At 71.7% G+C, this 21146-nt stretch carries 20 protein-coding genes and 1 pseudogene; 15 read left to right on the top strand and 6 right to left on the bottom strand.

Annotation, left to right across the window (positions count from 1 at the left end; genetic code table 11):
* Window positions 1-110 precede the first annotated feature (110 nt).
* From CP967_RS15735 to CP967_RS15750, 4 genes are all read right to left on the bottom strand, one after another.
* Window positions 111-1115, bottom strand: a complete 1005-nt coding sequence (locus CP967_RS15735) for a bifunctional lytic transglycosylase/C40 family peptidase (protein WP_150488592.1) — start codon at window positions 1113-1115, stop codon at window positions 111-113.
* A 100-nt stretch (window positions 1116-1215) separates the two neighbouring features.
* Window positions 1216-1671: a hypothetical protein gene (locus CP967_RS15740; RefSeq protein ID WP_150488593.1), complete on the bottom strand. Its 456-nt coding sequence runs from the start codon at window positions 1669-1671 to the stop codon at window positions 1216-1218.
* A 98-nt stretch (window positions 1672-1769) separates the two neighbouring features.
* Complete coding sequence (locus CP967_RS15745) at window positions 1770-3578, bottom strand: alpha/beta hydrolase (protein ID WP_150488594.1); 1809 nt, start codon at window positions 3576-3578, stop codon at window positions 1770-1772.
* The gene (locus tag CP967_RS15750) at window positions 3575-4039 is read right to left on the bottom strand and encodes a hypothetical protein (protein WP_229888455.1); all 465 of its coding nucleotides are present in this window, start codon (window positions 4037-4039) and stop codon (window positions 3575-3577) included. Before CP967_RS15750 ends, CP967_RS15745 begins: the two co-directional genes overlap by 4 nt.
* Before the next feature lie 180 nt (window positions 4040-4219).
* Between CP967_RS15750 and CP967_RS15755 the strand changes: the two genes are divergently transcribed.
* Window positions 4220-4852 carry a histidine phosphatase family protein gene (locus tag CP967_RS15755; RefSeq protein ID WP_150488595.1) on the top strand — a complete coding sequence of 211 codons (633 nt, stop codon included), beginning with the start codon at window positions 4220-4222 and terminating at the stop codon, window positions 4850-4852.
* Window positions 4853-5080: 228 nt separating this feature from the next.
* Window positions 5081-6703, top strand: a complete 1623-nt coding sequence (locus tag CP967_RS15760) for an adenosine deaminase family protein (protein ID WP_190175132.1) — start codon at window positions 5081-5083, stop codon at window positions 6701-6703.
* A 319-nt stretch (window positions 6704-7022) separates the two neighbouring features.
* Here CP967_RS15760 and CP967_RS15765 read toward each other — a convergent pair.
* Window positions 7023-7457: pseudogene (locus CP967_RS15765) on the bottom strand (ATP-binding protein); the annotation flags it as partial.
* Between the two features lie 210 nt (window positions 7458-7667).
* Between CP967_RS15765 and CP967_RS15770 the strand changes: the two are divergent.
* The 11 genes from CP967_RS15770 to CP967_RS15820 all read left to right on the top strand — a co-directional run bounded on the left by CP967_RS15770 (window position 7668) and on the right by CP967_RS15820 (window position 18614).
* Entirely contained in the window at window positions 7668-8528 is an 861-nt protein-coding gene (locus tag CP967_RS15770; protein ID WP_150488597.1) for a helix-turn-helix domain-containing protein, read from the top strand.
* A gap of 11 nt (window positions 8529-8539) precedes the next feature.
* Window positions 8540-8731, top strand: coding sequence for a DUF397 domain-containing protein (locus CP967_RS15775; RefSeq protein WP_150488598.1), 192 nt, complete (start codon window positions 8540-8542; stop codon window positions 8729-8731).
* Window positions 8724-8945: a DUF397 domain-containing protein gene (locus tag CP967_RS15780; RefSeq protein WP_150488599.1), complete on the top strand. Its 222-nt coding sequence runs from the start codon at window positions 8724-8726 to the stop codon at window positions 8943-8945. Before CP967_RS15775 ends, CP967_RS15780 begins: the two co-directional genes overlap by 8 nt.
* A 108-nt stretch (window positions 8946-9053) precedes the next feature.
* The gene (locus tag CP967_RS15785) at window positions 9054-9953 is read left to right on the top strand and encodes an oxidoreductase (RefSeq protein WP_150488600.1); all 900 of its coding nucleotides are present in this window, start codon (window positions 9054-9056) and stop codon (window positions 9951-9953) included.
* Window positions 9950-10618: a ribonuclease FAU-1 family protein gene (locus CP967_RS15790; protein ID WP_150488601.1), complete on the top strand. Its 669-nt coding sequence runs from the start codon at window positions 9950-9952 to the stop codon at window positions 10616-10618. The genes CP967_RS15785 and CP967_RS15790 overlap by 4 nt, the downstream gene beginning before the upstream one ends.
* 376 nt (window positions 10619-10994) lie before the next feature.
* Window positions 10995-11303 (top strand): hypothetical protein, encoded by a 309-nt coding sequence (locus tag CP967_RS15795; RefSeq protein WP_014047394.1) that lies wholly within the window; start codon window positions 10995-10997, stop codon window positions 11301-11303.
* A 181-nt stretch (window positions 11304-11484) separates the two neighbouring features.
* On the top strand, window positions 11485-12357 hold the full coding sequence (locus tag CP967_RS15800; protein ID WP_150488602.1) for a hypothetical protein: 873 nt from the start codon (window positions 11485-11487) through the stop codon (window positions 12355-12357).
* Entirely contained in the window at window positions 12347-13699 is a 1353-nt protein-coding gene (locus CP967_RS15805) for a hypothetical protein (RefSeq protein WP_150488603.1), read from the top strand. Before CP967_RS15800 ends, CP967_RS15805 begins: the two co-directional genes overlap by 11 nt.
* Entirely contained in the window at window positions 13696-15246 is a 1551-nt protein-coding gene (locus CP967_RS15810) for an SCO6880 family protein (RefSeq protein ID WP_150488604.1), read from the top strand. The genes CP967_RS15805 and CP967_RS15810 overlap by 4 nt, the downstream gene beginning before the upstream one ends.
* 215 nt (window positions 15247-15461) lie before the next feature.
* A complete protein-coding gene (locus CP967_RS15815; protein WP_150488605.1) occupies window positions 15462-16880 on the top strand; it encodes an ATP-binding protein in 1419 nt (472 codons plus the stop codon).
* Between the two features lie 3 nt (window positions 16881-16883).
* The gene (locus CP967_RS15820) at window positions 16884-18614 is read left to right on the top strand and encodes a type VI secretion protein (protein WP_229888454.1); all 1731 of its coding nucleotides are present in this window, start codon (window positions 16884-16886) and stop codon (window positions 18612-18614) included.
* 55 nt (window positions 18615-18669) lie between these two features.
* Here CP967_RS15820 and CP967_RS15825 read toward each other — a convergent pair whose 3' ends face one another.
* Window positions 18670-19233: a GNAT family N-acetyltransferase gene (locus CP967_RS15825; protein ID WP_150488606.1), complete on the bottom strand. Its 564-nt coding sequence runs from the start codon at window positions 19231-19233 to the stop codon at window positions 18670-18672.
* A gap of 148 nt (window positions 19234-19381) precedes the next feature.
* Here CP967_RS15825 and CP967_RS15830 point away from each other — a divergent pair, with 148 nt between their 5' ends.
* Entirely contained in the window at window positions 19382-20317 is a 936-nt protein-coding gene (locus CP967_RS15830; RefSeq protein ID WP_150488607.1) for an ATP-binding cassette domain-containing protein, read from the top strand.
* Window positions 20314-21129 carry an ABC transporter permease gene (locus CP967_RS15835; RefSeq protein ID WP_150488608.1) on the top strand — a complete coding sequence of 272 codons (816 nt, stop codon included), beginning with the start codon at window positions 20314-20316 and terminating at the stop codon, window positions 21127-21129. Before CP967_RS15830 ends, CP967_RS15835 begins: the two co-directional genes overlap by 4 nt.
* The last annotated feature ends 17 nt before the right edge of the window (window positions 21130-21146 follow it).

Here is a 21146-nt window from a genome sequence, read left to right on the forward strand (position 1 = left end):
AGAGTGACCCATCGTCGCAGCTCAGGGCCCAGGCTTCACGGAGAGTTCCAGCCATGGCCGACGCCCTGTCAGCTCCGACAGCCCCCGCCGGCCACCGCCCCGCCCCCATCTCATCCCTGCGGCAGGTCGGTGGGCAGCGCGGCGGCCCCGTCCTCGGTGACCCGGGTCGCTCCGAAGTAGTCCGGCGTGTCGATCTTGTCGAACCGGATCACCGCACCGGTGTACGGCGCGTTGATCATGTACCCGCCCCCGACGTACAGGCCCACGTGCCGGATGGCCCGCGAGTTGTTCAGATCGTCCGAGAAGAACACCAGGTCACCGGGGAGCAGTTCGTCCCGCGAGGGGTGCGGGCCCGCGTTGTACTGGTCGTTCGCCACCCGTGGCAGCTCGATGTCGACCGTCCGGTACGCGGCCTGCGTCAGCCCGGAGCAGTCGAACCTGCCCCCCTGCTCGGCGGTGCCGTTCCCGCCCCAGAGGTACGGCGTCCCCAGTTTCTTCTGCGCGAAGTAGATCGCCCCCGCCGCCTGGCGCGACGGCGCCACCCGCCCCACCGGCCGGGCGAAGCTCTTCTCCAGCGAACGGATGATCTTCACGTAGTTCTGTGTCTCGCTGATCGCGGGCACCCCGCCCGACCTGATCACCCGGTAGGCCCCGGCGTTGTACGCGGCGAGCATGTTGTCGGTCGGGTCGCCGGGCACCTTCTTCACGTACCCGGCGAGCTCGCAGTCGTACGAGGCCGCGGAGGGGATGGCGTCCGCCGGGTCCCACACGTCGCGGTCCCCGTCGTTGTCACCGTCGATCCCGTGCGAGGCCCAGGTACCGGGGATGAACTGCGCGATCCCCTGGGCGGCGGCATGACTCTGGGCACGCGGGTTCCAGCCGCTCTCCTGGTACAACTGCGCGGCCAGCAGGGCGGGGTTGATGGCGGGGCAGAGGTTCCCCCACTTCTCCACCAACGGCTTGTACCGCGCGGGAACAGCTCCCTTGGCCAGCCCGACGGTCCCGCTCGCCCCGGAGATCCCGGCAGCGGCGGAGTACGTCCCCACGACGAGCAGCGCGATGAAACACAGGCCGAGCCCGATCCCACCGCCTACGAAGACCCAGTATTTCCGCACGCATCAACCATCCCCCATTCGGGCCTGGTTCACGTGCCGATTCGCTGGTGTGTACGGACGGGCGGGGGCATGAGGGGGCGTCAGGGGCGGTCTTGGAGGGTCAGGGGGCGCCGGCGGACCAGAAGGGGGAGCGGACGCGGGGGCGGGGGATGCCCTCGGCACCGGCGTCGAGGGCCGCCGTCGCCCTGCTGGTGGGGTCGGCCACCTCCGACACCTCGACGCAGGGGCTGTCGACCTCGAAGAACACCTGCCCCTCGCCCCCGACGACGAGACCCACCCCGAAGCCGTCCTCCGTCCGTGCGAAAACCGCCGGCGCCTCGGGGTCGTTGTTGACCGACTCGAACCGGTAACCGCTGGCACGCCAGGACCGTTCGACCAGCCCGAGGAAGTTCCCGCGACGTTCCGCGGAGACGACGGTCATGACCGCGCGCCTCCGCGTCACATCACAACCGCCTGTCGTGGTGGGCCCGTGAACCCAGCGCACTTCGGGGCGGATCTCCGCCAGGAGGTGGTCCAGGATGCCGTCCGCACGGTCGGCGGCTTGCTGCATATTCATACCGGGTCCACCATTTCCAGCATTCGGAACACCGCTGTCCCCGCATCCCGGAACCGCCATCACAGCGAGAAGGAGAAAAGTTCTCCGGACACCACGCATCAGCGGTACACCTCAGGCTTCACCTGATCCGAGCGCCCTGCGGCGATCAGAGCGATACTGTTGGCCGAGGCGGCGTCCCGATGCGGATCGAAATACCGGGAATGCGCGTCGATGGAAACACCCCCGGCTCCGACGAGAGGCGGACCGTCGTCCACATGGAACCGCCGGGCCCCGAACGACTCGCTCGCCGGGTCCTTCCCGAACCAGAGGTCGTCGTCCCCCGGGTCGGCGAGATCCCCGGCGAGGTAGGCCAGGGGGCCCGCCGCCGCACCGGCGGCAACCTGTTCCTTGGACGGCAGTCTGGTCACCACGTCGTTTTCCGCGGCACCGACGAATACATGCTCCCGCCCTACGCCCAGGTCTCCGGCATCGTCCACACCCACTCCCGGGCTGCCGACCAGAACGATATCGTCGACGCCCGGAATTCCATCGCCCTGCTGTGTGGCCGCGCCGACAGTGCGAGAGCCGTATGAATGGCCGATGGCCGTCACATGAGGATCCTCGTTCCGGTTGGTGACCACGAGGCCCTCCGCGAACGTATGGAAGGCCCGGCCGCCTTCTTCAGCTCTTCCGTCACCGGCCACTGCCAGGCTCCCCCACCCGTCCGGTGTCTGAGGCGCGTCATATCCGAGCCATGCGATGACCGCGGAGGAGGGGTCGTGGTAGCGCGCCCCGATCGCTGTGTCACGCGCGCGTTTGAGGTCGTCCCGGGCAAAGCCCTGGTCCAGCGACGTGTTCAGCCCCGGCACGTACGCGGCCACGTTCCGTGCCGTGTCCGGATTGCCGAACGCCACGATCGCCCGGCCGTTCCCCTCGTCGCTGATGCCCAGAAGGAGCATCGGCGGCTCTCCCGGCCGGGGACCCGCCTCCAGCTGCCGCTCGATCTCCCGCAGCCCCTCCAGCTGGGCCGCCGAGCGGCCGTCGTCACGGCCCTCCAGCTCGCCGATCAGCACCTGCAGGTTGTCCCGGTTCGCCGTGTCGCGGACGAGTGCGGGGATGCCGTCCAGGTTGCCGATCACGTCCGGGTACACCGCCAGGTACTCCTCGCGCTGCTCCTGGGTGAGGCCCGCCCACCAGGCGTACCGCTCGGCCGGGGACGCGTCCTGGGGCACGGCGTCCCGTAGGTACGATCCCGCCGCGCCCCGGACCGCTGCCGCGTCGCGCGCGGCGTCCCGCCGGACCGTGTCCGGTACGCCCAGGCCCTCGTGGGCCTTGAGCCGCCGCAGGATGCCCGCGTACCGCCAGTCGGTCTCGGCGGCACCGCGTACCGCCTCGGCCACCCGGTCCGCGATGTCCTGGGCCTTCGCCGTGTTCGGGTTCGGGGCGGTGAGCGCCGGGGGCGGAGCCGGGAGCGAGGGGGGCGCCGGAGGCAGCGGGCTGCTGGGCGCGGCCGTGCCGCCTTGCGGGGGCCTGTCCGCGATCAGGCCCCTGCCCGCCGCCGGGTACGACACCGAACCGTCCGCGTGGACCGTGAACTTCAGCGCGGCGGCGTCGTCCAGCGCTTCCCTCAGCGCCCGTTGCCGTACCTTCAGCTCGTGGGCGAGGCTGTTCAGCGCGGTACGGACCAGCCCGCACTCCGTGTACACGTACTGGAAGTTCCGGCTCAGTGCCCGCAGCCGGCGGACCGCGCCCTCCGCCGCCTCTCCGTGCTGCGTACCGCGCAGGCCGGTCAGCAGCTGCTGTTCGATGCGGTCCCGCGCCGCGTCGGCCCGGTTGCCGGCGCGGCCCCATCCGTCGGCCGCGCCCTCCAGCTCGGCGCACTTCAGGTCCCGCAGGGCCGCCCAGGTCAGGCCCGTGCCGCCCCTCACCGCGCCCCGGTCCCGGCACCGTCCGGTACAGGGGCAGGTGCAGGTGCAGGCACCGATGTGAGGGAGGATCCGACGGCCTCGTCCGTGCCGGCCTGTTCGCGTACGACCGCCCGCAGCTTCCCCGCGAGGCCGGCGCACTCCCGCTGGGCGGCGGTGAACCGGCGTTCCCAGGAGGTGCGTACGGCACCGAGTTCCGCGAGGGCCGTCAGCACACCGGCACCCGCCGTCAGCCCCTGGTGGGCCGCCGCCAGTTCCTCCCGCACCGGGGCCAGATGGGTACGCAGCGCCTCCGCTCCCTCAGCGGCGCGCAGCCACGGACCGTCGCTGTGCCGCAGGTCCGCCGCCTCACGGCCCGGCCCCGTCGGCCTCCCGTCCCCCGCACCCGCTGTTCCGCCCGCGCCCCACGCATCGCTCACCGCGCTCGCCGTACTCACCCCGTCGCCCACCCCGTTCCCGGTCACGGGCGGACTGTGTCAGCTCCGGAGCCCTCGACACGCCGGGCCGTCGCGCCGCGAAGGCCCTCACCCGCCCCGTACCAGGGCACCGCGCCGCCACACGTTCACCCGATCCGGGGACGGGGGCCGGCGGCGGCAGCTGCCGGAAGCGGAACCACGAGCCCGCCGCTCCACGTCCACACCCGCATGACCGGAACAGGAACCGCGACCCGCTACCTCTACGTGGCCCGCCACGGCGAGGCGCCGCCCGACGGGTCCGGGCTGACGGAACGCGGCCGGCGCCAGGCCACCCTGCTCGGCCGGCGGCTCCGGCGCAGCCCGCTCACCGCCGTCCACCACGGCCCCCTCCCCCGCGCCGCCGAAACCGCCCGTCTGGTGGGAAAGCAGCTCGGGCCGGGTGTCCCGGTACGGGAGGCGGAGGAGGCCGGCGACTACGTGCCGTACGTCCCCCGGCGCGAGGAACTTCCACCGGAGTCGGCGGACCGGCTGCTCGGGTTCGTCGAACGGATACCCGCCGAGGAGCGCGCCCGTGGTCCGGAACTGCTGCGCGCGGCGACAGCCAGGTTCACCGGGCCGGCCGACGGCGGCGAACCCCGCCACGAACTGATCGTCACCCATGCTTTCCTGGCCGCCTGGCTGGTCCGCGACGCGCTCGACGCCCCGCCCTGGCGCTGGCTGGGCCTCAACCACGCCAACGCCGCTCTGACCGTGATCCGTTACCCACCGCACCGACCGGCCGCCGTCATCACGATGAACGACCTCGGACACCTGCCACCGGACCTGCACTGGACGGGCTTCCCGCCCGAACTCCGCGTCTGAAGGCCGGATTCTCCAGCGCGGACCCTCCGCCTCCCTTCCCCTCCCTTCCCCTCCCTTCCCCTCTCCTCCACCGAGCCCGCCCGGACCGGGCCGGACGCGCGTCCCCCGGACACACGGCCGTAGACCCGTAAGCCCGGAGCACGCGCCGTGGCCGTTTGTCCCCCGGACGGATGGTTTACGGACCGGTGCCCATGGCGTAAGGGGCCCCGCCCCGCAGACGCCCTGATCATGCGACGCGTGATCTTCGTACACCGCACCTCATCGCGGCCGCGACGGCTGTTGCGCACCTCGGCCCTCACCACGGCGCTCGCCGCCGCAGCCGTCGTGTCGTCCCTGCCCGCAGGACCGCCGGCCCGAGCCGCCGCCGGGGCCGCCCCGGTCGCCGCCGGGGCCGCCCCGGCCGCCACCGCCCGGCCCACCACCCCCGCCGAGGACCGGACCGCAGCCTGGCTGAACAGCGCCCAAGTCCGCCCGGGGGCCGCCGAACGCTTCTTCCGAGAGCTTCCCAAGGGCGGTGACCTGCACAATCACCTCTCCGGCGCGGTACGCACCGAGTACCTCATCCAGCTGGCCATCGAGGACGACCTCTGCATCGACGCCACGATGACGGCGGTCGCCCCGCCGTGCGGCCCGCACCGGAAACCGGCCTCGGACGCCCTCACGGAACCCGTCTTCCGGGAGGAGATCATCCGGGCCTGGTCCATGGAGGACTTCCCGCAGGGTGAATCGGGTCACGACCACTTCTTCGCCACCTTCGGGAAGTTCGGTGCCGCGACCGCGCACCGGGGCAAGATGCTGGCTGATGTGGCGTCCACCGCCGCTTCCCAGAACCAGAGCTACCTGGAGACGATGGTCAGCCCGGCCTCCGCCGGTGCCAGGAAACTCTCCGACGAGGTGGGCTGGAACGCCGACTTCGCCGCCCAGCACCGCAAACTGCTCGCCGGGGGGCGGCTCGACCGACTGGTCGCGGACGCCCGCCAGGAAGCGGACACGGCCGACGCCGAGTTCCGCGACACCGCCCGCTGCGAGACCTCCGCCCCCGACCCCGCCTGCGCCATCACGGTGCGCTGGATCTCCCAGGTCTCCCGCAACAGCGCCCCGGAGAGGGTCTTCACCCAGATCGCCCTCGGCCTGCGCCTGGCCGAACGGGACCAGCGGTTCGTCGCGGTGAACCTGGTCCAGCCGGAGGACGGGGAGACCTCCCTGCGGGACTACCGGCTCCAGATGCGCATGCTGGGCTACCTCCACGGGGTCTACCCGCGTGCCCACATCACCCTGCACGCCGGTGAACTCGTCCCCGGTCTGGTGAAGCCGGAAGACCTCACCTTCCACATCTCCGAAGCGGTACGCACCGGGCAGGCGGAACGGATCGGCCACGGGGTCGACCTGGTCCACGAGGACGACTGGCAGAGGCTGGCCCGGGAGATGGCCGACCGCCAGGTCGCGGTCGAGGTGCCGCTCACCAGCAACACCCAGATCCTCCAGGTGACGGGAGCCGAACACCCCTTCCCGGTCTACCGGAAGTACGGCGTCCCCGTGGTGCTGTCCACCGACGACCCGGGCGTCTCCCGTGGTGACATCGGCCAGGAGTACCAGCGCGCGGCTCGCACCTACGGGCTCGGCTACCCCGAGCTGAAGGACCTGGCGCGGGCCTCGCTGGAGTACTCCTTCCTGCCCGGCCGCAGCCTGTGGCGCGACGACCCGGTACGCAGCGGGTTCCGTGTGGTCGGGGAGTGCCAGGACCCGCGCTCCGCCCGCTGCGCCCGCCTGCTGGCGAACAGCCCGAAGGCACGGCTGGAATGGCGCCAGGAGCGGTCCTTCCACTCCTTCGAGGCCCGCTACTCGGGCTGATCCCCCTGCCCGGTACGGGCGCGGCCCGGCTTCGGCCGGCCGCGCCCGTGCCGGGGCGGTCTCCCACAGCCGGCCCGGTCCATGAGGTGTCCACGCACACATCCGGCCGCCTCGCGAACCGCCGTTCCCCTCCACCGCCCGGAGCGTGCGGAGGGGAACCCCGCCGGTGTCACGGCGGGCCCGCCCCCTCACCGTCGGCCCCGGCCTCGGAGGGACCGGCCTCGGAGGGACCGGCTCCGGCCGGGCCCGGCTCACAGGGATCCGGCTGACGGGGGCCGGGCTCACCGCGGTCCGGCTCACAGGGGTCCGGCTCACAGGGGTCGGACTCAGCCGCGCATTCGACCCAGAGCAGCTTCCCGCCCTGCCCCGGCAGCCCGTTGTCCATCGGATACGCGCCCCAGCTCTCCGCCCAGAGCGTGACGAGATAGAGGCCCCGGCCGCTCTCCGCCATGAGCGTGGGCGCCTCGGCGTTCCAGCTGAAGGGGGCGGGGATGTGCGGATCGCTGTCCTGGACGCCGACCCTGACACGCTGCCGTCCCGCTCCCCGCAGCCGGAGCGAGTACGCGCCCTTGGAATGCAGATAGGCGTTGGTGACCAGTTCACTGGCCAGCAGTTCAGCGGTTTCCACGAGCCCGGCCATGCCGTGGGTCCGCAGGACCGTACGCAGGGTGGAGCGGGCCACGCCCGGTGCGCGGGGATCTCGCGGAAGGTGCAGGGTGTAGGCCCAGGGTGGCGATACGGTGGCAGGGGGCATGGAAGTCTCCGTTCACGGAGGATGGTTGAGGGGGTGCCGTGCGTTGTCCGGTGACCAGGTCGCTCCGTCGAGCGGGGTACTTCCGGGCGGGTGGCCTGCACTCAACGTAGCGGCTCGTGACATGAAGTATTTGCCGCATCGGCAATCAGCCACAGTAAGCACTCGTGTGAGTGACAGCGCCGCGCGGTTCGTGACAGGGAGGGTTGACGCATGACTCCCAGGAGCACACAGAGCACACAGAGCGCACGCCGTCAGCGCCTCGGGACCGAACTGCGGCGGCTCCGCGAGAAGGCCGGTCTCACGGCGACCGAGAGCGCACGGCTGCTCGGGGTCAGCCAGGCCCAGCTCAGCAACATCGAGGCCAGCCGCTTCGGGGTCAGTTCGGAACGCCTCCGGGCCATGGCCCGGCACTACAGCTGCTCGGAGGCCGCCTACATCGCGGGGCTGCTGGACCTGGCCGGTGAGCGCAAGGGCGGCTGGTGGGAGACCTACCGCGACGTGCTGCCCGCACCGCTGCTGCACATCGCCGAGCTCGAACACCATGCCGTGGCCCTGCGTTCGGCCAACACGGCCCATATGCCCGGTCTGCTGCAGACGACGGACCACGCCCGCGAACTGTTCCGCCAGGTCGTACCCGCGTTCTCCCGTACGGAGATCGAGCACCGGGTCAGCCACCGGTTGCAGCGGCAGGCGGTCCTCGACCGGCCCGAGCCGCCGGCGTACCAGGCGATCATCCACGAGGCGGCCCTGCGCGTTCCCGTCGGCGGACGCCGGGTCGCACGGGCCCAGCTGGCCCACCTGCTGGAACAGGGCGAACGGGAGCACATCACCATCCAGGTGATCCCCTTCCGGATCGGCGCGTATCCCGGCTCCGGACAGACCGTCCTGTACCTGCGCGGGACCGCTCCCCAGCTCGACACCGTCTCCCTGGACCAGTCGCACGGGCCGGCGATCGTGGACTCGGAACGGGAACTGGAGACCTACCGCCTGCTGCTGGCGCGGATGGAGGCACGGGCGATGACACCCGCCGAGTCCCGGGACCTCATCGCGGAACTGGCAGGCGAACTGTGAAGGAGCCCGACATGGAGCCGGTCCGGTGGCAGAAGTCCTCGTACTGCGGGCAGGGCGAGTCCTGCATACACGTGGCCGCCGGTCACGGAGCGCCCGTCCGGCTGACCGAGAGCGCAGACCCCCGGGGCACCGTCCTGCGGGCGGCGCCCGCCGCCTGGGCCGCCCTCGTCGGCGCGCTCAAGGACGGCCGCGGCCGTGACTGACCTCCCCGCCGGCCTCGTCTGGACCCGTGCCGCCCCCGAGGGCGCGGAAGGGCCCGGCCCCTGGATCGAGATCGCGTTCGGACCGGGTGAGTCCGTCCACCTCCGGGAGACCGGCGACCCGGCCACCGTCGTCACCACCACCCGCGCCAAGTGGGACGCCTTCACCCAGGGGGTCCGGGCCGGGGAGTTCGACCACTTCGCCGAACCCGCCTGACCCGCCCGGTGTGCCCGGTACGCCCCTGCTCGGGACGCCCCCCTCGGGGACGTGCGGGCACACGAACCACCACCGGACGTGGACACCGCGCGGTGAGAGAATCCGGCGATGACCTCTTCCCCCGGGCCGGTCGACGCGTCCGCAGCCGGCACCTGGAAACTCGGAGACCTGACGGTCAACCGGATCGGCCTCGGCGCGATGCGCCTGACGCAGAGCGGTCCGGCCTTCACACACGGACCTTCCAGCGACAGAGCACGGTCGCTCACCGTGCTGCGCCGCGCGGTCGAACTCGGTGTGAACCACATCGACACCGCCGCGTTCTACTTCTCGCCCCTGCGCTCGGCCAACGAACTCATCAACAGCGCCCTGGCCCCGTACGGCGACGACCTGGTGATCACCACCAAGGTCGGACCGGGCCGCGACCCCTCCGGGGAGTGGGTCTGGGGCCGGCCGGACCAACTGCGCGGCCAGGTGGAGGAGAACCTGCGCCAGCTGGGCCGCGACCACCTGGACGTGGTGAACCTCCGCATCGCGCGCAGCGGCACGGCCGCGTCCGTCGCCGAGCACTTCGGCGCTCTCTCGGAACTCCGGGAAGCCGGGCTCATCCGGCACCTCGGCATCTCCAACACCACTGCGGAACAGCTGGCCGAGGCACGGGAGATCGCTCCCGTGGTCTGCGTACAGAACATGTACGGCATCGGCTCACCGCCCGAGGACGGCGCCCTGCTGCGGCTGTGCGGCGAACAGGGCATCGCCTTCGTCCCCTTCTTCGCCATCGCCGGCGCCGGGAAGGAGTCGGGCGCCACCGTCGCCGAGAGCGACACCGTGCGTGCCATCGCCCGCACCCATGCCGCGACACCCGCCCAGGTACGTCTCGCCTGGACGCTCCAGCAGGGACCGCACCTGCTCGCCATCCCCGGCACGGGCAGCCCCGAGCACCTGGTGGAGAACATCGCCGCGGGGGCCCTCCGGCTCACCGCGGACGAACTCGACCGGCTCGGCCCGTGACCGGCCGGCCCGGCCGGAGGCCCGCCTCCGGCCCCTCCGGCGAGATCCTGCACTGGAACCTCTTCATCGGCGGCCACCTCAGCTCCTCCGTCCCCGTACGCCTCGTCGAACGCACCGACGGCGGCCAGCTGGTGTGGCTGGAGACCGGGACACCGATGTGGCGTACGGAACTCCCCCAAGGCGCACACCTCAGGGACATACCGCCGCGGGAACGCCCGGCCGGCGGTTACCCGGCGGTGGCCGGCCGCTGGCCCCTGGGCAGTGCCCTCATCCACCAGCCGGCCGGGGCGGGGTACGCGGTCTTCTGGTTCTTCGGACGGAGGGGGAGGCTGCGGGGGCACCGGTTCCGGGGCTGGTACGTGAACCTGGAGCGCCGTGTCCACCACGGCGGGGAGATCGACGTGATCGACCACGAACTCGACATCGAGGTGGCACCGGACCGCGGCTGGAAGTGGAAGGACGAGCGGTCGTTCGAGGAGAAGACCGGTCACCCCTCCTACTGGTCGGCCGAAGAGGCCACGGCCATCCGGGCCGAGGGCGCCGCCGTGGCCCGCCTCGCGGAGGCGGGGGCCTTCCCGTTCGACGGAACCTGGTGCGATTTTCGGCCACCCTCGCACTGGACTCTCCCGGACCGCTCACCGGAACCGCCACGGACGGTTCTCTGAGCGGCGGCAGCCGCGCGGAAGCACCCTCCCGTTGCCGGTACCTGACGGCCCATCGAACGGAGCCACCGGCGCACTCACCGCTTTCGAACAGCGCGTCCGAATGCCCGTCCCCCTTCGAACGCTGCGATCGCACCCGGAACCCATGGCCACCGTCGTTGCTAGCCGTCACACCGCGTGATACACAGAGTGACCACGTGTATGCACGCGGATCTCGGCACACACCGCAGGTCAGAGCGGTGGGACCGGTCAAACGTGCGAGATCCGGGTAAAGAGACCCGGAAGACGTCGTGCGATACCGGTTTCATCAGCGAAGATAGAGAGCGACCCGTGTCGCACGGCGCGGGCGGCGAACTACCCAACAGGGGCGGTGACTTACATGATCCTGGCAGCTGAAAAGGGCGACATCACCACCATCATCGGCGGAATCGCCCCGAACTGGGGGCCGTTCGGGACCCTGGGCAACGAGGCGCGCATCATGATCGAGGTGGTGATGGCGGTGGCCATCCTGCTCTGCCTCGGCATCGCCATCTGGGGAGCGGCGAAGCAGCGCATCGGGGCGACGGCCCTGCGCGACACGTTCAGCGCGGAGCAAGGCAAGGGCCTGATCGTCGCGGGCCTGACCGGCGTCTTCATCATCGGCTCACTGGGCACTCTGTTCACCATCGTGTACGGCATGGCGGTCTGACCCCGCGCCGGCCGCCGTGACCCACCCGTCCCCCGCCCGCCACCACTCCATACGTCCGTCGTGCCCACCGGCAGAGGTTGCGTCCCCTGATGTCGAGTCACCACTCCGCGCCTGCGCGGCAACCAGCACCGCTACCGTCGTACCACGCGGCACTGCACACGGCTGAGGGAGCGTACGCGGCATGAGTCAGGGCGACGAGCGCGGCTACGGAAGCGAACCGGGCGGCCGTACGGAAGACGCGTACAGCACCATCGGCGGCACACGCCAGACACGTACACGCCTTCCCGGCGGTGACGACGGCGCCGGTTACGGCCACCGTCCGGCACGCGGCTCACGGTCACTGGTGATGGCGGTGGGCATCGTGGTCCTGCTCGTCGCGGCCATCGCGTTCGCGAACCTGGGCGGCGGGGACGACACGGCCTCGGGCGGGGGCGGCAACGCCGAGAAACCGGCCGCCGCCGCCCCGGGGGCCACCGCGGCCACGGGGACCGATCCGGTGCGGGGCAAGAACGGCGCGATCCCGTCGGGCTTCGCCCATGACGAGCAGGGAGCGCAGAGCGCAGCGGCGAACTACGCGGTGGCGCTGGGGTCTGCGGAGATGTTCGACAAGGAACGGCGCGACGCGATCCTGCAAGCCACTCATGACCCCGCCGTTGTCCAGGGCCTGCGAGTAGACATGGAGAAGGCCTACTCGCCGCAGTTCCTCGCCAACATCGGCCTTAACGAGGACGGCAGCGCGCCCGACGGTATGACGTTTGTTTCACGAACCATGCCTGTCGGCACGAAGGTGACAGCCGGAGCAGAAGACAGCACCACTGTCGAGGTGTGGTGCACAGGGCTGGTCGGGATGGCCGGCGAAGGCTCCACCAAGCCGGTCACGGCCACGTGGTTCACCATCACCCAGACCCTCAAGTGGGTCGGCGACGACTGGAAGATCGAGTCGTCGAGCCAGTCCGAAGGTCCTACGCCGGTCAACGGTGACAACCGAGCCTCCAGCGCGGACGCCATCGCTGGTGCGGTCAATGGATACGGAGGCTTTACCTATGCCCGTTGACCGCAGTCTTCGTCCTCTGCTGTCCGTCACAGCGCTGCTGGGCAGCATCCCCGCCGCAGCGCTCGTGCTTCCGTCCTCCGCACACGCCGCCCCGAGCCCCACCCCGACGCCGACCCCTTCCCCGAGCACCAGTGACAATCCATGTGACCTCATCGTCGGGCTCGCCAAGGACTACTGCGAGGACGGCGAAGGCGCTGCCGGCAACGCCCGCCGTACCGATCCCTCGGTGACCGACGACCCCCTCGACCCCCTCTCCTCCCTCGCCCGCGGCTGCGCCGACGCCGCCTCCTGGACCGTCAAGGAGCTCAGCAAGGCGGTCGACGGGACCGCGGACGTCGACTTCACCAACCTCTCGTTCCTCAAGCAGTACGCCATCGTCTTCGCGGCGGCCACCGTCCTCACCCTGGTCCTGTGGCTGTTCGCCGTGGCCAAGCGCGCCATCCGCGGCGTACCGCTGACCACCGCGATCTCCGAGGCGATCGGTTTCCTCTGGCTGACCGTCCTGGCTTCCGCCTTCACCCCGCTCGTCCTCTACGTGGTCGTGTCCGCCACCGACGGCGTCACCGACATCATCGCCACAGCCACCGGCACCCAGAACGACGTCTTCTTCGGTTCCTTCGCCGAGGCGCTGCAGAAGGGCACCGACATCGGCGGCGGGCCGATCATGCTGATCGTCGTCTCGCTGGTCTCGGTCCTCGCCGCCGGCATCCTGTGGCTGGAGCTGGTCATCCGGGCCGCCCTCCTCTACGTGGGCGCCCTGCTCGGTGTGGTCGTGTACGCCGGGCTGGTCGACAAGAACATGTGGGGCCACGTCCGCCGCTGGGCGGGCATCATGATCGCCGTGATCATGGTGAAGCCCGTCATCGTGATCGTGCTCGGCCTGGCCGGCGCACTCGCCGAGGACGACGGCCCGAACGCCATGTCCGCCGTCGTCTCCGGGCTCGCCATCATCCTGCTGGCCATCTTCGCCTCGGCCATGATCTACCGCTTCGTCCCCGGCTTCGGCGACGAGATCCAGGGCGCCCGTACCAACCGCAAGCAGGCCACCGACGGTTCGCAGGCCGCCGCGCTGATCAGCTCGCCCGCCGCTCTCGTCTCGCAGGGCATCAAGACCCACAGCGGGCGCGGCGGCGGTGACAGCGGTGGCGGTGGCGCGCGGCCGGCCAACCCGGTCAGCGGCGGGGTCGCGGCGCACAGCTCGCGCGGGACGGGAGGGTCCGCCGCACCCGGCCCCCGCAGCGGTTCGGCGCCCACCTCCGGTACCCCCCACAGCAGCCGCCCCTCCCGAGGCGGCGGTTCCGGCAGCACTGGTAGCACGAGCACAGGAGGTGGCGGGCGTTGACGACCCAGTCCCACACCATCGCGCCCCGCCGTACGTATCTGATCGGCCGCGCCCGGCCGAACGCGATCGTCGGCAAGAACCGCGAGACGGGTGAGATCGCGCTGATCATCGCCGGGGCGTTCCTCGGCATGATGAGCGGGCTCCTCGTCCCGGTCCTCTCGCTGCGGATCGTCACGCTCGTCGGTTTCCCGATGCTCGCCCTGGCCGTCGTGTACTTCCCGTACAAGGGCCGTACGTTCTACAAGTGGTTCGAGATCAACCGCAGTTTCAAGCGGACCCTGCGCCGGGGCACCACCTATCGTTCCGCGGCCATGGAGGCGGGTGTCCGGGCCGACGGGCGCGAGGTGGAGATCGGTCCGCCTCCGGGCATCGGCCGGATCAGCTGGCTGGCCGCACCGTTCGGGCCGGACGAGATCGCGGTGCTGCTGCACGCCGACCGGCGTACGGTGACCGCCGCGATCGAGATCGAGGGGCCCGGCGTCGGGCTGCGGGACAGCGAGGACCAGGAGGCGCTGGTCGACCGGTTCGGCACGCTGCTCAAGCACGTGGCCAACGGCGACGGCTTCGTGACACGCCTCCAGATGCTCGCCCGTACGCTCCCCGCGGACCCCGACGCGCACGCCAAGGACGTCGCCCAGCGCGGCGACCACAACGCGCCCGGCTGGCTGCTGGAGTCCTACGACCAGCTCCAGTCGATGGTGTCCACCTCCAGCGAGCAGCACCGGGCCTATCTCGTCGCGTGCATGCACTACACCCGCGAGCTGGCCGCCGAGGCCAACGCCATGGCCCGTGCCGTCCGTCCTCAGGGAGGGCGCAAGCTGGACCGTGACGCCGGGCTCGCCGTCGTCATGGCCCGCGAGCTGACCGACATCTGCGCACGCCTCGCCGAGGCGGACATCCGGGTACGCCAGCCGCTCGGGCAGAGCCGGCTGGCCTCTCTCGTCCACTCCATGTACGACCCCGACCATCCCATCGACCACATCCAGGCGATGACCAAGCGCAACGCCTGGCCCGCCGAACTGGACGCGGTCGAGCCGACGTTCCTCCAGGCCAAGACCCGTGAGTCGACGACCCGCGCTCCCTGGTGCCATGCCACGGCCTGGGTGAAGGAATGGCCGATGACCCCGGTCGGGGTGAACTTCCTGGCTCCGCTGCTCGTCCACACCCCGGACGTGATCCGTACCGTCGCGGTCTGCATGGACCTGGAACCCACCGAGATCGCCATCGAGCGGATGCTGACGGAGAAGACCAACGACGAGGCGGAGGCGAGCCGTCAGGCGAAGATGAACCGCACCGTCGACCCCCGGGACATCGCCGCCCACGGGCGCCTCGACCAGCGGGGTGAAGATCTGGCGAGCGGAGCGGCCGGAGTGAACCTGGTGGGGTACATCACGGTGTCGTCCCGGTCGCCCGAGGCCCTCGCCCGTGACAAGCGGACCATCCGGGCCTCGGCGGGAAAGTCCTACCTCAAGCTGGAATGGTGCGACCGCGAGCACCATCGCGCCTTCGTGAACACCCTGCCGTTCGCCACCGGCATCCGCCGCTGACCGGCCCCGCCACCCCGCCACCCCGTATCCGCACTCGTACCCGAACCCGTTCCCGTCCCCCGTCCTCGCTACCGTCCCTCGTCCCCAGCTCCCCGTGACCGGGTCCGACTCCGGTTCCGATCCCGATTCCGCCCCCGCCGCCGCCCGGTCCTCGAACCGCCGGCGGCACACACCGAAACCAACGAGACCGAACCGAGAGGGAGGGCAGTCACGCCATGCGAGACCCGCTGTCCGCGTTGTCGGATGCCTTCACGTCCTTCCTCTTCGGGAAGGTGGAGACGACCCGCTTGCCGGTCCGTACGTCGACCGGGCAGGCGCAGGCCGTCTATCTGCCGACCGCCGCCCCCGGCCTCGGCGACTCCGGTGTGATCATCGGCCGCGAGGTGTACTCCGGGAAGGGCTACATCTACGACCCGTTCCAGCTGTACGGCCAGCAGCTGCCCGCCCCGCACTGGCTGGTGCTCGGCGAGTCCGGCAACGGCAAGTCCGCGCTGGAGAAGACCTACGTGCTCCGCCAGCTCCGCTTCCGCGACCGGCAGGTCGTCGTGCTGGACGCCCAGGGTGAGGACGGCGTCGGCGAGTGGAACCTCATCGCGCAGGAGCTGGGGATAACCCCCATCCGGCTCGACCCGACCGCCGCGCTGAACGACGGGATCCGGCTCAACCCGCTCGATCCGTCGATCACCACGACCGGCCAGCTGGCCCTGCTCCGTACGATCATCGAAGTCGCCATGGGGCATGGCCTCGACGAGCGTTCCGGATTCGCCCTGAAAGTCGCACACGCGCACGTCAACGAGACGATCACCGATCGTCAGCCCGTCCTGATGGACATCGTCGAGCAGCTGCGCCACCCGGAGCCGGAGTCGGCGGAGGCGATGAACGTCGCCACGGAGGACGTACGCGCCTGGGGCCTGGACGTCGCCCTGGTCCTGGACCGCCTGGTCGACGGCGACCTGCGGGGCATGTTCGACGGCCCGACGACCATAGGGATCGATCTCGACGCTCCGCTGATCGTCTTCGACCTCTCGCACATCGACCGCAACTCCATCGCGATGCCGATCCTGATGGCGATCGTCGGTGTGTGGCTGGAACACACCTGGATCAGGCCCGACCGGAAGAAGCGCATCTTCCTGGTCGAGGAGGCGTGGCACATCATCAACTCGCCTTTCGTCGCCCAGCTGTTCCAGCGGCTGCTGAAGTTCGGCCGCCGTCTCGGCCTGTCCTTCGTCGCGGTCGTCCACCACCTCAGCGACGTCGTCGACGGAGCCGCGGCGAAGGAGGCGGCGGCCATCCTGAAAATGGCCTCGACCCGCACCATCTATGCCCAGAAGGCCGACGAGGCCCGGGCCACCGGCAAGGTCATCGGCCTGCCCAGATGGGCGGTCGAGATCATCCCGACGCTGACCCCGGGCATCGCCGTCTGGGACGTCAACGGCAACGTCCAGGTGGTGAAACACCTGATCACCGAGGCGGAACGGCCCCTCGTCTTCACCGACCGCGCGATGACCGAGGGCTCCGCGCCCGACCTGCTGCCCGACGACGTACGCGCGGCGGAACTGGAGGCGGAGGAGCGTACGGCCATGATCGAGCGCCGGCGCAGGCTGAGCGAGTCCTCCGAGTCGACGGTGGCCTGACGGATGCCGCGCCAGGCCCCCGCACGTACGGAACGCTCCGGCGACGGCCGGGCCGGCGGCGTACCGGACGGGATGCTGATCGGTCTTCTGTGCCTGCTGGCCGGGGCGACGGTGCTGGCCTGGACGGCCACCGGGCTGGCCGGGCTGCTCTCCCACGGTTCCTGGCCCGGCGGGGTCACGTTCACCCGGACACCGCTGGCCCTGCGCGCGCTGATCGCCGATCCACGGGACCTTCCCGCGGCCTGGCCGGACACGCCCGCCGCCGAGCTCTCCGGACACGGGCTGTTCTGGGGGCTGTTCATCGGTGAGCTGATGGTGCTGGCCGTGCTGAGCGTCTTCGTGTTCGGTGTGGTGGCCCGCCGGCGCCTGATCCGCGCGCGGAGAGCCGAGGGGGCGGAGGAACGGGAGCACCGTCCGGGGCCTCCCGGCGGCTCACGGCCGTATCCGGAGGCCGGTTCCACGCGGCGTCCCCACGCCGATCCGCTGCCGGAACCACGGACGGAGCACGCACCGGAACACGCGCCGGGACCCTCGCCGGAGTACTTGTCGAAGTCCTCGCCGGGCCTCTCGTCCCAGCCCTTTCCAGGCCCCTCGTCCGAATCCTTCCCGGGCCCCTCCCCCAGTCCCTCGTCCGAGCCCGGTCGGGAGCGGGGAATGCGGCGGCCGGTCGCACCGGACCCGGCGCCCGCGGCCCCCTTCTCCGGTCCTCCCGCCGTCCCCGCGCCCCGCGCGCCGTTCCTCGTCTACGGCACCGCGTCCCACCGGCGCCCCGCCGCCGTCCAGGCCGTCCTGGACGCCGAAGGGCCGGTGCTCGTGGTGACGTCCGATCCGACGGTCTGGGCCGACACCAAGGACTCCAGGAGCAAGCTGGGCCCCGTCCTCGTCTACGACCCCGGGCACCTCTGCGACACCCCGGGCCGCCTCCGCTGGTCCCCCACCGCCGGCTGCGAGGACCCCGCCACCGCCACTTCCCGGGCAGCGGCGCTCCTCGCCCCGGTGCGCCCCCGGGCCCGTGCGGACGCCGCCGTCGCCGACACCGCGCAGACCCTGCTGCGGTGCTGGCTGCACGCGGCGGCCGTGGACGGGCGCCCCTTCCGCCAGGTCCACCGCTGGGCCTCGGGCGGCAGCGCCCATGAACCGGTACGGCTGCTCCGCACCCACCCCGGGGCCGCGTCCGGTATCGCCGGGCTCCTGGAGTCGGCGCTCACCGCCTATCCCGAACGCCGCGAGGTGGCACAGGAACTGACGGTACGTGCCTTCTCGGCACTGTCCTCGGTACACATCCGCGACGCGTGCACGCCGAACCGCAACGACGCCCTTCTGCTGGAATCATTTGCCGCGGAGGGGGGAACGCTCTATGTGGTGGGTGAACCCATCGAGGATCCCCGCCACCGGCCCGGCGCGATGCCTCTGCTCACCGCGCTCGCCTCGCACGTGGTCGAGCACGGCCGCCGCATGGCCGCACGGTCACCCGACGGCCGGCTCGACCCACCAATGACGCTCGTCCTGGAAGACGTCGCGGCCGTCGCCCCGCTGCCCCAGCTCCCCGGGCTGCTGTCCGCCGGGGGACACCACGGGATGCCCACCCTGGCTCTGCTGCGTTCCCAGGAGCAGGCCAGGTCACGGTGGCAGGAGCAGCTGACGGCACCCGGGGCCCCCAGCGGCTCCGACAGGTCCGGCGGGGCGGGCGGGGCCGAGGGAGCCGACAGCCCCTGGGGCCCCGGCGGCTTCTGAGCCGCGGACCCGGCCGGTACCGCCCGACGCGCCGTACCGCCCGCCGCGCCGGTGCTCAGCCGTCCGCAGGCTGCCTGCGGATCTCCAGCTCCAGTTCCAGGGACGTGGGATCGCCCTCCATCGGGACCGTGTGCCCGGACGGCAGGAACCCGTTCCGCCGGTAACTCGCCGCGGCCCGTGCGTTCTTCTCGTGCACATGGAGCCGGACCCGCTCCACTCGGGGCCCCTCCAGGGACCACGACCAGGCGACCGCCTCCCGGAGCAGCGCGTCGATCACCCCGCGCCCCCGGTGGCCGGACCGCACGAACACCGCGACCACATGCGTCTGGTCCCCCACGGCCGGCTCGCCGAAGACCGCCTCGTCCGACGGCCGCTCCACCAGCACCGACACCGTGCCGGCCCACCGGCCGTCGGGGTCCTCCGCGACGAACTGCCGCACGCGGACACCCGCCGCGGCGTTCGCCGTCCGCTCCTGCCAGAACGCGTCGGAGCGGGCCGCCGCGGCCTCGTACGTCTCCAGGAAGGCGATCGGGGCCGCCGGGTCCTGCAGCGCCTCCAGCCGGATCTCCCTGGCCTTCTTCCAGTCCTCGGCCCGTACCGCTCGTATCACGTAGTCCATGCACCTGATCGTGTCCCGCCCGGCACCACCCGGGCAACCGAGTTCCTGTCCGCCGGCACGGGCCCGTCGTACCCCGGTACTACGGGCTTCGCCATCTGCCGCCCCGGGTCGGACGACCACCGCCCGTCCGCTCCGTAGCGTCGACCGCATGATCAGGGCCTACGAACTCACCAAACGGTACGGGGACAGAACCGTCGTCCAGGGACTCGACTTCACGGTCCGCCCCGGCCATGTCACCGGCTTCCTCGGCCCCAACGGGGCCGGCAAGTCGACCACGATGCGCATGCTGCTCGGGCTGGACGCCCCGACCCGCGGCCGGTCCACGATCGGCGGCCGGGACTACACCACCCATCCCGCCCCGCTGACCGAGGTCGGCGCCCTGCTGGAGGCCCGCTCCGTCCATCCGGGACTCACCGCGTTCCACCACCTGACGGCGCTCGCCCACACCCACCGGATCCCCCGCGGCAGGGTCGAGCACGTCCTGGACCTGGCAGGGCTGACGGAGGTGGCGGACCGGCGGATCAAGGGTTTCTCGCTCGGTATGGGCCAGCGCCTGGGCATCGCCGCGGCACTGCTCGGGGACCCCGCCACCCTCGTCCTGGACGAACCGGTGAACGGGCTGGACCCCGAGGGCGTCCGCTGGATCCGCGGTCTGCTCACCTCCCTCGCCGCGGAGGGGCGTACGGTCCTCGTCTCGTCCCACCTGATGAGCGAGATGGCTCTCACCGCCGACCACCTCGTCGTCATCGGCCGCGGCCGGCTCCTCGCCGACACCACCGTCGACGCCCTGATCCGCGAGGCGGGCGGCGCCTGGGTCAAGGTCGTCACCCCGCGGGCCGAAGCCCTCCGCACCCTGCTGGCGGGACCGGGGGTGAGGACCGGCCCGGTACCGGACGCCGGCCCGGACCACCTGGCCGTACACGGGGCGGACGCCGCCCGCATCGGCCGTGTCGCCGCCACCCACGCCATCCCGCTGCACGAACTCACACCGCAGACCGTCTCGTTGGAGCAGGCCTTCATGGACCTCACCCGGGAATCCGTCGAGTACCGCACCCCCGCGCCCCTGACCGGAGCGCCCGCATGAGCACCTCCCCCACGGCCACCCCGGCCCTCACCGCGCCCGCCCCGGCCGTCCACCGGCTCAGCACCGCGGGCATCCTGCACTCCGAGTGGCACAAGCTGCGGTCCCTGCGCTCCACCTGGATCACCCTGGGCACGGCGGCCTCCCTGGTGCTGGGCATCGGCCTGGTCATGGGCGGCACCTACACCTCCGGGGGCGGCGACTCCGATATCGACACCGTCGTCCTCGTCCTCTACGGCACCCTGCTCGGCCAGCTCTGCGTCACGGTCCTCGGCATCCTCGTCACCGCCGGCGAGTACTCGACCGGCATGATCCGGACCTCGCTCACCGTCGTGCCACGCCGCCTGCCCGTCCTGTGGGCCAAGGCGGCGGTGTTCACGGTGACCGCGTTCGTCTGGATGACCGTCACCGCCCTGGTCACCTTCCTCGCCGCGCAGGCCCTCCTCGCCGGAACCGACCAGGCGGCGGCACTCACCGACTCGGGCGTCCTGCGGGCGATCGCCGGGAACTCCGCGGGGATCACCCTGCTCGGCCTGACCGCCCTCGGCCTCGGCGCCTCGCTCCGGTCCGTACCCGGCGCCGTGGGCGCGTACATCGGCGGTGTCCTGCTCCTGCCCGAGGTCCTCGGGATGCTTCCGTACGATGCCGTGGAGAGCGCCCTCGTGTACTTCCCGACCCAGGCCGCCGGCGCGCTGGGCTCCGCCACGCCGATCCCCGGCGCCGCGTCCGCCGGGCCGGCTCTGCTGGCCCTGTGCCTGTGGGCGGGCGCCTCGCTGGCGGTGGCGGCGGTGCTGGTCAGGCGCCGGGACGTATGAGGCGCGGAGGGGGAGCG

It is taken from the genome of Streptomyces nitrosporeus (assembly GCF_008704555.1).
GTDB lineage: Bacteria > Actinomycetota > Actinomycetes > Streptomycetales > Streptomycetaceae > Streptomyces > Streptomyces nitrosporeus.